Origin of the sequence: Myroides odoratus, from assembly GCF_965118575.1 — a bacterium.
GTDB lineage: Bacteria > Bacteroidota > Bacteroidia > Flavobacteriales > Flavobacteriaceae > Flavobacterium > Flavobacterium odoratum_B.
In genome coordinates this window covers 1-12,994 of sequence record NZ_CBCPHW010000018.1, presented here as the reverse complement: position 1 = coordinate 12,994, position 12,994 = coordinate 1, and the positions used below count along the sequence as shown (strand labels likewise).

15 protein-coding genes and 1 tRNA gene are annotated in these 12,994 nt (G+C 35.6%); 7 read left to right on the top strand and 9 right to left on the bottom strand.

Annotation, left to right across the window (positions count from 1 at the left end):
- The first annotated feature begins 45 nt into the window (after positions 1-45).
- On the top strand, positions 46-603 hold the full coding sequence (locus ACMHJ2_RS14210; RefSeq protein ID WP_413513528.1) for a DinB family protein: 558 nt from the start codon (positions 46-48) through the stop codon (positions 601-603).
- 21 nt (positions 604-624) lie between these two features.
- On the opposite strand, the gene ACMHJ2_RS14205 is transcribed toward ACMHJ2_RS14210, so the two are convergent.
- A complete protein-coding gene (locus tag ACMHJ2_RS14205; protein ID WP_413513527.1) occupies positions 625-2,025 on the bottom strand; it encodes a phosphatase PAP2 family protein in 1,401 nt (466 codons plus the stop codon).
- 368 nt (positions 2,026-2,393) lie between these two features.
- Here ACMHJ2_RS14205 and ACMHJ2_RS14200 point away from each other — a divergent pair, with 368 nt between their 5' ends.
- On the top strand, positions 2,394-3,113 hold the full coding sequence (locus ACMHJ2_RS14200; protein ID WP_413513526.1) for an SDR family NAD(P)-dependent oxidoreductase: 720 nt from the start codon (positions 2,394-2,396) through the stop codon (positions 3,111-3,113).
- A gap of 41 nt (positions 3,114-3,154) precedes the next feature.
- On the top strand, positions 3,155-3,637 hold the full coding sequence (locus ACMHJ2_RS14195) for a GNAT family N-acetyltransferase (protein WP_413513525.1): 483 nt from the start codon (positions 3,155-3,157) through the stop codon (positions 3,635-3,637).
- Positions 3,638-3,816: 179 nt separating this feature from the next.
- Here the strand turns inward: ACMHJ2_RS14195 and ACMHJ2_RS14190 are convergent, their stop codons facing one another.
- Positions 3,817-5,571 carry an MFS transporter gene (locus tag ACMHJ2_RS14190; RefSeq protein WP_413513583.1) on the bottom strand — a complete coding sequence of 585 codons (1,755 nt, stop codon included), beginning with the start codon at positions 5,569-5,571 and terminating at the stop codon, positions 3,817-3,819.
- 132 nt (positions 5,572-5,703) lie between these two features.
- Between ACMHJ2_RS14190 and ACMHJ2_RS14185 the strand changes: the two genes are divergently transcribed.
- The gene (locus ACMHJ2_RS14185; protein ID WP_413513524.1) at positions 5,704-6,711 is read left to right on the top strand and encodes a hypothetical protein; all 1,008 of its coding nucleotides are present in this window, start codon (positions 5,704-5,706) and stop codon (positions 6,709-6,711) included.
- A gap of 53 nt (positions 6,712-6,764) precedes the next feature.
- Here the strand turns inward: ACMHJ2_RS14185 and ACMHJ2_RS14180 are convergent, their stop codons facing one another.
- The 7 genes from ACMHJ2_RS14180 to pyrR all read right to left on the bottom strand — a co-directional run bounded on the left by ACMHJ2_RS14180 (position 6,765) and on the right by pyrR (position 11,141).
- Positions 6,765-7,325 carry a DNA mismatch repair protein MutS gene (locus tag ACMHJ2_RS14180; protein ID WP_413513523.1) on the bottom strand — a complete coding sequence of 187 codons (561 nt, stop codon included), beginning with the start codon at positions 7,323-7,325 and terminating at the stop codon, positions 6,765-6,767.
- Between the two features lie 11 nt (positions 7,326-7,336).
- A complete protein-coding gene (locus ACMHJ2_RS14175; protein WP_413513522.1) occupies positions 7,337-7,597 on the bottom strand; it encodes a hypothetical protein in 261 nt (86 codons plus the stop codon).
- 13 nt (positions 7,598-7,610) lie between these two features.
- Complete coding sequence (gene pdxH, locus ACMHJ2_RS14170; RefSeq protein ID WP_413513521.1) at positions 7,611-8,258, bottom strand: pyridoxamine 5'-phosphate oxidase; 648 nt, start codon at positions 8,256-8,258, stop codon at positions 7,611-7,613.
- Positions 8,259-8,267: 9 nt separating this feature from the next.
- On the bottom strand, positions 8,268-9,182 hold the full coding sequence (locus ACMHJ2_RS14165; protein ID WP_413513520.1) for a ribonuclease Z: 915 nt from the start codon (positions 9,180-9,182) through the stop codon (positions 8,268-8,270).
- 94 nt (positions 9,183-9,276) lie between these two features.
- Positions 9,277-9,615, bottom strand: a complete 339-nt coding sequence (locus tag ACMHJ2_RS14160; RefSeq protein ID WP_413513519.1) for a ribonuclease Z — start codon at positions 9,613-9,615, stop codon at positions 9,277-9,279.
- 29 nt (positions 9,616-9,644) lie between these two features.
- Positions 9,645-10,571 carry an aspartate carbamoyltransferase catalytic subunit gene (locus tag ACMHJ2_RS14155; RefSeq protein WP_413513518.1) on the bottom strand — a complete coding sequence of 309 codons (927 nt, stop codon included), beginning with the start codon at positions 10,569-10,571 and terminating at the stop codon, positions 9,645-9,647.
- 21 nt (positions 10,572-10,592) lie between these two features.
- Positions 10,593-11,141, bottom strand: a complete 549-nt coding sequence (gene pyrR / locus ACMHJ2_RS14150) for a bifunctional pyr operon transcriptional regulator/uracil phosphoribosyltransferase PyrR (protein ID WP_413513517.1) — start codon at positions 11,139-11,141, stop codon at positions 10,593-10,595.
- Positions 11,142-11,365: 224 nt separating this feature from the next.
- Between pyrR and ACMHJ2_RS14145 the strand changes: the two genes are divergently transcribed.
- From ACMHJ2_RS14145 to ACMHJ2_RS14135, 3 genes are all read left to right on the top strand, one after another.
- The gene (locus ACMHJ2_RS14145; protein WP_413513516.1) at positions 11,366-12,169 is read left to right on the top strand and encodes an META domain-containing protein; all 804 of its coding nucleotides are present in this window, start codon (positions 11,366-11,368) and stop codon (positions 12,167-12,169) included.
- 88 nt (positions 12,170-12,257) lie between these two features.
- The gene (locus ACMHJ2_RS14140) at positions 12,258-12,800 is read left to right on the top strand and encodes an NADPH-dependent FMN reductase (protein ID WP_413513515.1); all 543 of its coding nucleotides are present in this window, start codon (positions 12,258-12,260) and stop codon (positions 12,798-12,800) included.
- Between the two features lie 13 nt (positions 12,801-12,813).
- Positions 12,814-12,890 (top strand) — tRNA-Ala (locus ACMHJ2_RS14135).
- Positions 12,891-12,994 lie beyond the last annotated feature (104 nt).

The window sequence follows — 12,994 nt, the reverse complement described above, 5'->3', positions numbered from 1 at the left end:
TCAATAGTTACGTTGAAAAATAGAGTGAATTTTGTAAAAAAAAACATGGAGACGACTGCATTCATTTCAAACTTACTCGAGTTAACCCATCAGATCAAAAAAGAAGCGATATCGTTTCAAAAACTTCCAGACCAACTGCTCCACACAAGGCCTCGTCCTGCTAGTTGGAGTATTTTAGAATGTATAGAGCACCTCAATCGCTATGGTTATTTTTACATTCCCGAAATTACCATCAAAATAAATACATCACAATACCAAACCCCATCCTCTATTTTCAAAAGCGGATATTTAGGTAATTACTTTGCTAAAAGTATGTTGCCAAAAGCCAACCTCAACAAAATGAAGACATTTAAAACAATGAATCCTAGCAATAGCCATTTAAATCGGGATGTTTTAACTGTTTTCATTCAGCAACAAGACAGTCTTATTGCCCTTTTGGAACAAGCGAAGACAGTTAATTTAAACAAAACTAAAACGTCAATTTCTATTAGCAAATGGATTAAATTACGCTTAGGAGACACCTTGAAAATTGTTATTTTTCACAACTTAAGGCATATAATACAAGCTCAAAACATTATCAAAAATCAAGAAAACGCAGATTAGCCTAAGTTTAATCATTGAGCGCTAAAAATAAGCAGTTAGTCGAATTCCCAAAGTCATGTAGTTAAATGGACTGCGCTCTACAAAAACTTCTGGTGTATCAGAATCTATAAAATCTTTATTCATATGATACGTATATCTTGATTGACTATGGTTAAAATCAGAATAAATAGTTGCGCCGAGATTAGAAGCAAAATTATAGGTTAAAGCCAATCCAGTAGTAAATTGAATGGCATTTTTAGGTTTATAGGAAGCCAAAACAATTTCTTCCTGTTCTTCTGGAGTTACGCTTTCATCAGTTGTATTAATTTTTAAAACAACACGTCCATTTGCTGCAACGCTATATCCCACTAGTCCTTTAATCATCAAGTTCCAACGATCGGAAAAATGAACGGCATAATAAGGACCTATTCCTAGATTAAGATTCCCTAGAGATTCGGTTACTATGTTTGCATCTTTAATATATTCGGGCGTATTTTCATCTACAGGAACAGACACTCTGCTTTTATTAAAGGGGAAACCCGCTACTGTAAATTGTCCACCAACTCCCCAGTTTTTGGTAAAGAAATAGGCCCCTTCTAAACCTGCCTCCCATCCCATTTTGGCTAGCGTTTCCTCTTCTTCATCTTCGATAATACTTTCAAAAGCACTTGCCGCACCCAATTTCATTGCTAAAAAGGAAGGATTTTCATTGCTTTCCAACTGAGAAAGTATACTTAAGTTATCTCCTTTATTTCCATAAATTTTATCGACAAAGAAATATGCTAACTGAGAGGAAAGAATTCCTATTCCAGCCCCCGCAAATACATCTGACACCCAATGCTTATTGTTCAATCCTCGTCCTACAGCAGTCATGGTAGCCACACTGTATCCTCCAATGGAATAGGCCGGATTGACCAATCCGTATTCTTTATCCAAAAAAGCAGCATTGTTAAACGCATTAGCACTATGCCCTGAGGGAAAGGAATTCTTGGAAGAACCATCCGGTCGTTCTACTTTAGCAGTGTATTTAATACCATTAACTAAAAGAACCATAAAAGCAACACTCGTTGCATAGGTCAAAGTAGAGCGTTTTACTTCATTTCGTCCTTTTACCCCCGCCGCTTTTAAACCAAATGTAACTGCCGCTGGGGCATACTGCATATAATCATCATAGTGGTATTTAAACGAAGGAATATATCGATTTCTTTTTTCTCTTATGTCTTCTCTACTATTCCAAGTTGCCGCAGACGCTCCAAATAACAAAGTCGGTACAAAACTAATTTTCACCGCATCTTTTTCCCAAAAACTAACCGTAGGTGTAGTGAAATTTTTCAAAACTAAAGAATCTGTAATAGAATAAGAAGGCTTAGGTTGTGATTTTTGACTATACCCCACGATAGAATAAACCAGGAATAATCCTGAAATAACTAGCTTTATGTTCATTTTTATTGTTCTTTTAAACGAAATAGATTTGTTTTCAGGTAACAAAAGTATTATTTTTCTCAATTCTTCAACTATTTCTCATTCAAAACATACTCAGATTATTTAAAAATAATCAAGTATTTTCACATTCCTTATAAAATAAAAAACAATAAAAAACTCGATTCCTTATTTATTTCCAGAATACCAGTTTTCTTTTTGGTGTTGATTATAATCAATCATTCAACTTACTCTTTCTTCTTTTATTGTAACTAGCGAATCAATCTTCTAAATTTATTTTTACCTTGCAGCTTGATTTTCTATCTAAACTAGTCAACGGCATAGCCCGTACTGATAAAACGGATTACTAACTATGAGCTAAAGATCAAAAGATGAACCAAAGAACATTTGAAAATAAAGTCATTTTACTAACAGGTGCAGATGGTGAAATAGGCACAGCACTGATCAAAGAAATGGTAAACCGAAAAGCGCATAAAATCTATGCTACGGGAATAGCATTGGATAGACTACAACAGTTAGCCACCATTTCCCCTACTAAAATCATTCCTGTTTTATTAGATGTAACAGATGAAACATCCATACATAAAGCAGTGGAACAATGCAACGATGTGGATATCTTAATCAATAATGCGGGTGTAGAATTAAAATCTGATTTTATAGGTGAACAAGCCGGACAAAAAGCGTTGGTAGAAATGAAGATCAACTATATTGGAGTCATTCATATGATTAATGCTTTTTTGCCTGTCTTACAAAAGCAAGACAGAACCTATATTCTCAATATTCTTTCCATTGGTAGCGCTACAATAATCAAGCGAATAGCAACGTATTGTGCCTCAAAATCGGCTACTCATCTACTTACACAATCTTTGCGCCCTGAATTGGATGCCCTTTCGATTGATTTAATTGGCGTATATCCTGGCTATGTAGATTCTACCATGTCTTCGGATGTTCAAATGGAAAAAATTACACTTGTTGATTTAGCTTGTGCAATTGGTGATGACTTCGAAAAAGGATTACTAGATATCTTTCCAGATACGATGTCTCAAAAATTATTCAAAGAAAACCCTATTCATATTCCACATTTAACCTAATCAGTAAGGCTCATACATTTTAAACCAAATTGTTAAACAACATGATTACGCTAGTTCCTTATCAAGTCAACTATTTTGACGCTTTAGTATCTTATGAATTAGATGAGCAACAGTCAAGCTTTGCTCTAGCTCCTAAATACATTTTGACCAATCCAGAAATCATGGCAAACACGCTTCGCAAGCAATATTGTATTCTATACCAAGAAGAGCCCGTTGGATTTTTCTCCCTGGATCTGTCAGATGATCGACTCATTTACACCCATACAAAAGAGTCTATCTTATTACGTGCTTTATCTATCATGCCCAATTTTCAAGGAAAAGGAATAGCCAAATCCATGCTGCTTTTACTTCCTGAATTTATAAAAGAACAGTACGCAAACCTTGAGGAAATTGTTTTTGGCGTTAATTACGAGAATACCAATGCGTATCAGCTGTACTTAAAAACAGGGTATTGTGATTCAGGTAGAATTTATCAAGGCATCAAAGGGTCTCAACATTGTATGTACAAAAAGCTAACGAAATAACTAGTTGACATTTTAATCAATATCATCAATGGCTATATTTTGTTTTTGTAAAACTTTTTTAGCAATCATACCAAATAGCAGTAAATACGCAAAACAGACCGCATTAACTACATACGACTCATGAATTCCAATACTATCTGCTAATTTACCAATGAAAAAAATACTTTTTTCTTCGTTTTTTAATCAATATCATCAATGGCTATATTTTGTTTTTGCAAAACTTTTTTAGCAATCATACCAAATAGCAGTAAATACGCAAAACAGACCGCATTAACTACATACGACTCATGAATTCCAATAATATCAGCTAATTTACCCTGTATTGGTGGCAATATTCCACCACCTAAGATCATCATAATCAAAAAAGAAGAACCTTGAGCGGTGTATTTTCCTAAGCCCATAATTGAAATATTAAAAATAGCAGGCCAAAGCACGCTACAAGCCAACCCACCAGCCAAAAAAGCATAAATAGCGACCATTCCAGTAGAGAAGAGTCCGACGATCATCGCTAATAAGCCTAATAAGCTAAACAGCACCATCGTACGCGTTGATTTATTTTTGCTCCAAAAAGAGAAGACTACTTGAATTGCCACACATAAGCTATAGTAATATAAGTGTTCAATCTCATTACCGGCGAAATAATTTGCAACTAAAATAACGATATAAGCAACAAAGGGAACCGTAATTAGTGCTAATAACTCGTTTCTTTTACTCAACTGAAAAACACTTACAGCACCTGCCCATCTCCCAATCATTAAACTTCCCCAATACATCGATATATAAGGGGCAATTTCAACCGCTTGTAGTGCACCAAATTCTTCCAATTTCAAAAGTTCACCTAAATTACTTCCTATACCAACCTCTACGCCTACATAAGCAAATATAGCAAGCATCCCCAACAGCAATTGTGGATACTGCATCGCTCCCCAGCCTTCTTTGTTTTTTTGACTTGTAAAATACGCGAAACAGATGCTACCAACAATCACAACTAAAGCCCCTCCTAATAAATAAATACGTTTATTTTCAATAGGCGTTAAAGTCTCTTTTATTTCGTGTTTCAGCTGATTTACCGTTGCTTCATTTGCCGTTTTAATCTCGAGATTTTGTTCCTCAGTCATCGCAGTAATCAATGCTTCTTGTTGCTTTTGTAAGGTTGTAACCTTCAAATACGCGTCACTTTTATAGGTCCCAAAAACAGGAATAAAAATAACAACTAATAAAATAGTCATACCTACTAATAATCCCATCGCTTTTTTGGGTGGTTTTATTTCCGTTGCACTTCTACTATCGGGTATTTTTTTTGAAAAGAAAAACATCAGTGCTGCTAATAGAAATAAGCCTCCCACAGCCCCATATAAAAAAGTCATTGAACCTAAACTCAAATGTTGGATTTGATCATCCGTCAATGTTTTTGCACTACCATATAGCGCATAAGCCATTAGTAACGGACCAATCGTTGTTCCCAGTGAATTAATTCCACCTCCTAAACTCACCCGACTCGTACCTGTTTTAGGATCTCCTAGTGAAATAGCAAATGGATTGGCCGCAATTTGTTGGAGTGAAAAACCTAGAGCAACAATAAACAACCCCACTAGTAAAGCTACATATACACTGATTTGAACGGCCCAAATCATCGCTATTGCACCACCAGTTGAAAACAATAAGCCGTACACAATTGATCGCTTATAGCCCCAATTACTTACAACATCTCTCTTTTTCCATGCACTAGCTAAAAAAAGCAAGAGTGCACCGAAATAATAGGCGGTATAAAAAGAAAAATCAATCAATTGCGATTGAAACTGGTCTAAATCAAAAAAAGCTTTGCAAAAAGGAATGAAAATACTATTCCCTGCGGCAAAGAATCCCCAGAAAAAGAATACAGTTACTAAAGTATATAAAGCAGGATAATTTGTTTTAGTTATCGGTGAATTCATCATGACTCGCGGCTATTTTAAGTTATCTTTAACGTTATCAAAGATAATTAAATAACCTATATCTGTTCTTAAATGTCCTTACTTAAGATAAAAAAAGTATTTTTGTACTCACGATACTGATATATTTACTTTATGAAAAAAGTTTATACCCTGACTGCGGCTATTTTCTTACTTGGATTAAGTGCTTGCGACGATGGCAAGCTGACCTATACTAATATTGATTTTTCTACTGTAACAACCGTAAACCGTTGTGCCGATACAGGAGATGGGGCTAAAGTTTTTTACAAGTTAAAAGATACCGAAGCTTTTATTTTAATCGCAGATATGGATAATATTATGCGTGATGAAAGTATTCAAGTCATAGATACTGAAATAAATGGAACCACAACCAGTTTAACCTATAGAAAATACAATGGCAAGGTTCAAAACACTTCCATTTGTACTTTTCCAGCACCGAGTACTCCCAATGTAACGGAAGAAATCATTGCGTCACCAGGGGCTACACTGCGTACACAACGCATGGTGTCTATCAAAAATAACGACAACACAGAGTTAATTAGCGATCACAGCGTGAGCTTGACGTACCAATACAATTTCACTATTTTAAATGCCAATTTTCAAGATGGCGAAACGAGTATCAAATACGACCGCATGCCTTTTGGAACCAACAATTACAATTCTAACACTTTAGGATTTAAGTTTTTAAATAGCGATAACAGCTTAAAAACGATTAATTCGTGTCAAACCCAGTGGGTAACACTTTCGGACAAAGAAGCGATGTTAGTTCAGCTAAATTCAACCGATTTTCCAACGGATGCAGGTGAGAAATCAATTCCTCTAACCGCAGAAAATCCGTTAGTTTACAGACAATATGCCCGTGCGGGAATTAACTTAACCGAAGTTTGTGAAAACGATGGGGATATTCCGGGAAATACACCAGCAAACAACAATCGTTTAGTAGAGAATTGGACAGCTACCTCAGGTGATATTGTGATTAAAACAAGATGGACTAATCCTGCTGAAGGCGCTGAACCTAAATTAGTTCACGAAATCACATTGCGAAATATTGTATTTACCAAAGCTTTATATGACAATTTGACTTTTCATAAAACAATATTGCCTTTTGGTACTATTTTATAAAATAAAAAATATCCATACCTACCTAAAAAAACCGCAAATATTTGCGGTTTTTTTTATCGATTCGGATTTTGTTTGATATAAATTTGAGTAGCTCCACCGCCATATTTTTGGTAATTGGCGTCTTCGGCTATCACTTCTGCATATCGACTAAACAAATACTCTAATTCTGCTTTCAATACCCCTTCTCCTAAGCCGTGTATAAATACAATACGAGGAATGCGATTGCGAATTGCAAACTCAACCTGCCCTCTTGCCGTGTCCAATTGCAAAGTCAACATATCGTGCTTCTCCATGCGCTTAAAGTCCTTGGTTAACTTTTCAATATGCAAATCAACTTCTAAGATAAACTCATCTTTACGCGATTTTTTTTCTTTGGTAAATGATCGCTTTGGGGATTCTACTTTACTTTCTAAAGCTTCTAAAACAGATCCTCTTGTGCTGGCAGATTTAAAATCTACCTTATCTTCATTTGCTATTTTCAACAATTCGGATGGTTTGTAATTCAATACAAAACCATCTTTTGTTTCAATGGTAACTTGGTCACCAATACAATTAATGACAACGCCTTCTTCGTTTTCATCCAATACTTGTACAAAATCTCCTTTACTTAACATCTTACTTGCAATTAGGGTTTTTTATTTACCTCGGTTATCGAATATTCTTCTTCTGTTTCACTTTGCGTTGCTTTTTTGTCTGAATGAACAGTTAAAGCTTGTTTAGGGGCATTACTTGGTGTTTTTTGCATCAGACGAGCCATCGCCAAAAAGAAAAAAGCAACGCCTATCACTTGCACCCATAGTCGAGGATGTGTTGACGCTTGTTCCATTAAAGCCCAAATCATAAAGCCTACGACAAGAAGTGGGAGTATTATTTTTTGTATTTTCATTTTATTTCTCTTTTTAAGGGGCTAAACGTTCTATGTTCCAATCCAATTTATCTTCGGTTAGGGTATAGCGGATTCGATCATGTAAGCGATTTGGTCTACCTTGCCAAAATTCAATGCTTACAGGTTCAACGCAATAACCCCCCCAGTATTCGGGACGATGAACCTGATCTTCCGTTGTGATTTGCTCCAACGTTTTTAACTCTTGAGCGAGTTGCTCATAGGATTCAATCACTTCACTTTGGTTGGACACAATAGCACCTAAACGACTACCTAAAGGTCGGCTATCAAAATAAGTATCGGATTGATTTTCTGTTACTTTTTTTGCTATTCCCTTAATAATCACCTGACGTTCCATCGAAGGCCAAAAAAAAGACAGACACAGCTGTGGATTCGCCGCTATGGCTCTTCCTTTTTCAGAATGGTAATTGGTAAAAAACACAAATCCATTTTCATCGTAGGATTTCAATAAGACGATTCTCGCTTTTGGAAATCCGTCTAAACCCAAAGAAGAAACCGTCATTGCATTTACTTCTTCTACCCCGCCAAAGTCTTCTACTTCGCAGAACCATTGGCGAAATTGCATGAGTGGATTTGAATCAACTTCACTTTCGAGTAAAACTTGTTTTTCGTATGATTTTCTATAATTACTTAAATCGTTCATTGTTTTGGTTTAGGAATTAAATTCAAAAATAACACCATCATCTGCATTCAAAATTGCTCCATCAAAAACTTCCTCTGCTTCTGTTTTAAAGAGACTTATATCGGTATATCGCGTAGAATAATGTCCTAAAACTAAGGTTTTTGCTTGTGCCATTTTTGCAATTGCAGCCGCTTGCTTAGCGGTACAGTGTTTGGTTCGCTCGGTATAGTGAATTTCTGATTCTAGAAAAGTACTCTCGTGATACAAGACATCAACACCTTGAATAATAGGAACAATAGCTTCTGAATAGTAGGTATCAGAGCAAAAAGCATAACTTTCGGTTGGTTCAGGGTCATACGTAATCGCATCATTTTGAATAACTGTACCATCCTCTAAGGTAATATTTCCTCCTTGTTTAATCTTTGAATAATAGCACCTTTCAATCCCCAAATCTTCAATAGCACCAATTCTCAACTTTCGATCTCCTGGTTTAGATTCAAATAAGTACCCATTGGTATATACGCGATGATCTAGAGGAATGGTTCGAACGACAACTTGCTCATCTTCAAAGACTACTTCACTCTCTTTGCTTGTCAATTCATGGAAATAGAGATTGTACCCCGTATAGGAATTACTCAATCGCAACTGTAATAAGATAATTTCCTTGATTCCCTTCGGACCATAGACATGCAAATCACTTTGTCTATTCAATAGAGAAAACGTCGATATTAAACCGATCAAACCAAAAAAATGATCGCCGTGTAAATGAGATATAAAAACGTGATTGATTCGCTGAAACTTAATTTTTTTCTTGCGCAATTGGATTTGAGTACCTTCGCCTGCATCAATCAAAAACATATGCCCATTCAGCTCTAAAACTTGTGATGTTGGGTTTGTCATTGTTCTTGGTGTTGCTGCATAACAACCTAATATAGTAAGTTTCAATGGGTCAAAATTTTATAATTATGCTTGTAAGTTACAAAAAAGCCTACAGCCTACAAAAGAAAAAGGCTTAATTACTTAAGCCTTTTTTACTTCTTTATAATTCTAAATCACGTTGAATTTCGTCCATTTCAATTAAATCGAAAGCTTCTTGTTTGGAAGGTACAACAATCAAATCACCGTCAAAATCATTAAAATTGACTTCTGAAGTTATAATTACAAACGATTTATTAGCGGTTTCCATGTGCTCAACAGCCAATTCTTCGATCAATTCTATCATTTCTTCCGTTATTTCCTCTTGGGATGTAGTTAAATCAATCGCAAGATTAAACGTTCTAAAAACACTGTATTGCGCTGTTATTTTTTGTATTAATCCAGCTATTGTATCCGTTCCAATCTGAATTACTTTCGTATGTCCTTGTTCTGTAACTTTCATTTTCTCTTTATTTTTATAGACGAAAATACCTATTTTATTTTGGATGCCAAAAGATAAATAACAGCCATTCGAATAGCAACGCCATTTTCTACTTGATCTAAAATAACCGATTGCTGTGAATCCGCAACATCGGAAGTAATTTCTACCCCTCTATTAATAGGACCTGGGTGCATGACAACAATTTCTTTATCTAATGAATCTAATAGTTCTTTAGTCAATCCGAATTGTTGGGCATATTCTCTTGTGTTGGGAAAATAGCTAAAATCCAAACGCTCATTTTGAACGCGTAACATATTGGCTACATCACACCACTCTAAGGCTTTTCGCAAATTCGATTCTACTTGTACGCCTAAACTTTCGATGTATTTTGGAATTAATGTTTTCGGCCCGCATACTTTTACTTCTGCTCCTTGCATTTGCAAAGCAAAAATATTGGATAAGGCCACACGTGAGTGAAGAATATCGCCTACAATTACCACCTTCTTTCCAGCTACATCTCCTAATCGCTCGCGAATAGAATAACTATCTAATAAGGCTTGTGTTGGGTGTTCATGGGCTCCATCTCCTGCATTGACAATACTTGCTTTTACATTCTTAGACAAAAAATAAGCGGCTCCAGGATGGCTATGACGCATAACTACCATGTCCACTTTCATTGCTAAAATATTATTGACGGTATCGATTAAGGTTTCTCCTTTTTTCACGGAAGATTGTGCGGAAGAAAAACTGATGACATCTGCGGATAAACGCTTTTGTGCTAATTCAAATGACAGTTTGGTTCGCGTACTATTTTCAAAAAAGATATTGGCAATCGTAATATCTCTTAACGAAGGTACTTTTTTAATAGGTCGATTGATTACTTCTTTAAAATGATCGGCAGTTTCAAAAATTAAATCAATATCGGATTGGTTTATATATTTTATTCCTAATAGGTGGTTTACACTTAATTCTTTCATTACTTCAACTAGATTTTCCGTTTAATTATTGTCAAATTCCTCCAAATAGATACAATCGCTTAGTCCATCCTCCGACCAATGTACGCGTACAGATTCCTCATCAAAAGCATCTACTTGCCTTCCTCTATAATCTGGTTGAATAGGCAAATGACGGCTAAATCTTCGGTCTATTAACACCAATAATTCTATTTCTGCAGGTCGACCAAACGATTGAATCGCTGTAAGCGCTGCACGAATGCTTCGTCCTGTATATAAAACATCATCTATAAAAACTACTTTCTTATCTTCAACAAGAAAGTCAATTTCAGTTCGATTTGCTTCAAGTGGTTTTTGATTTCTCCTAAAATCATCGCGGAAAAAGGTAATATCTAAATAGCCTAAGGGAATATCTGAAATATTGTATTCCGCTTCTAAAATAGCTTGTATGCGCTTTGCTAGATATTTACCACGGGGTTGAATACCAATCAGTAACGTACGAGAAAAGTCTAAATGATTTTCTACCAACTGACAGGCCAAACGATGAAGAATAATATCAATCTCTTTTGAAGTAAGTAATACTTTTGGATCCATATAAAAAGAGTTGTGTTTGGGAGGTAAAATTACAATTAATTATGCTTCTCTCACAATTTATAACCGATAAATTAAAAGATAAAATACCGTTTTATATCCTAAACCTCAGCTTTCCTCGTTTGGGTAGTCTAAATGTTAGGGTGCTGTTAAGTATTATTTTATCTTCTTTAGCATGAGTTAATTCACTATCTTTAAATGCCTAAAAACACATAACTACTGCCTCGATGAATAAATACTACTTTTTACTTCTCTTTATATTAACTCGGATTGCTACAGGCATGGCGCAAATACCTCAAGATTCTATACTGAATACCACTTGGGTATTGACCCAAACGACGCATACGTTCCTCCCTATTCAAAGGCAAACAACCCTACAAATCAACACCGTAAAAAATGAAATAAAAGGGTTCTCAGGATGCAACAACTACATTTTGCCTATTAAACAAATCAAAGAAAGAAAACACGATACCCAACTTATAACGGGGGTGATTATCGCCAATGATAAGTCCTGTACAAAAAATGTAAATCACTTTGAACGTGAATTTTTAGAAGGGATAAGTGATCAGAGGCTGCGTGTTTCTACGGATCAATCGGTCTTAACCGTGGTAAATGAAAAAAAACAAACTTTTATTTTTTCAATCCAACCGCAAAATCCGCTGCTTAATTACATTGAAAAACACGCTTGGAAGCTCATTCAACTCAAAGGAAATAGCGATCGAGTGTATCATCCTTATCTCACGTTTGACTTTAAAAACAATACAGTTTCTGGCTATACGGGATGTGGCTATTTTACGGGTAAGATTGCCATTAATACGGCTTTGAATAAGATTCAATTTGTCAATTTAGAGGTTGCAGAAACAAATTGTTCCTTCAACGACAACAGAATACAGATTGAAAAAGAATTCATTCAACTCTTAGATGGTCAGACCTTTTCTTTTGATGTAGCTGAACAAACGCTCAATTTATACCAAGACAATACATTGTTATTGATGTTTGGGTTTATTCCTAAACAGTTTCTAACTGAATAACACCACTTATTTTTTAGGCTTTTAAAAAATACAAGGTGCCAAATATTTATTGTAAATTGTAAGCCATAAAAAAACACGAAATAGTTTTATGAAAGCTTTAATATTTAATGGTTCTTTGGATGAAGAATCTTTTAGAACGTCTCGACGTATTGCTCAATTCTATGCGGACGAATTCACAAAGGCTGACCTAGAGGTAGAACAAGTACACTTATCTGATTATCAGATCCCTATATTCCAAGCCAAACACATGGAAACCCCGCCTCAAGATGTTAACCGCTTTATAGAGACCTTCCGTTCTGCGGATGTCTTGATTTGGTTAACACCTTTATATCATGGGGGTATGACAGGTGTGATGAAAAATGCGTTAGATTGGTTGGAACTAACAGCCCGAGATACACCTGCGTATTTAACGAATAAAGTAGTTGGTTTTACGTGTTGGTCGGGTGGCAATCAAGCCATGCAAGGGATTCAAGCTTTGGATAATGTGGCTAAAGCACTAAGAGCCTGGTCGTTGCCTTACAGCATCCCAATTAGCAATATGGAATTTTATATAAATAATGAAATTTCCGAGATTTATCAGAAAAAAATGAGTATGTTAGCGCAACTTTTGATCGAAAGCAAAACTCGCTAAAAAGTACAAGGTCGGGGATGTAGCTCAGTTGGCTAGAGTGCTTGACTGGCAGTCAAGAGGTCGTGGGTTCGAGCCCCATCTTCTCCACCAAACAAAAACGCAATCAACTTATAATTAAGTGATTGCGTTTTTTATTTAGCGTAATTTGTATAGATTTTGTATAATATTACAATTCAATTCTTTGGATCAGGTGT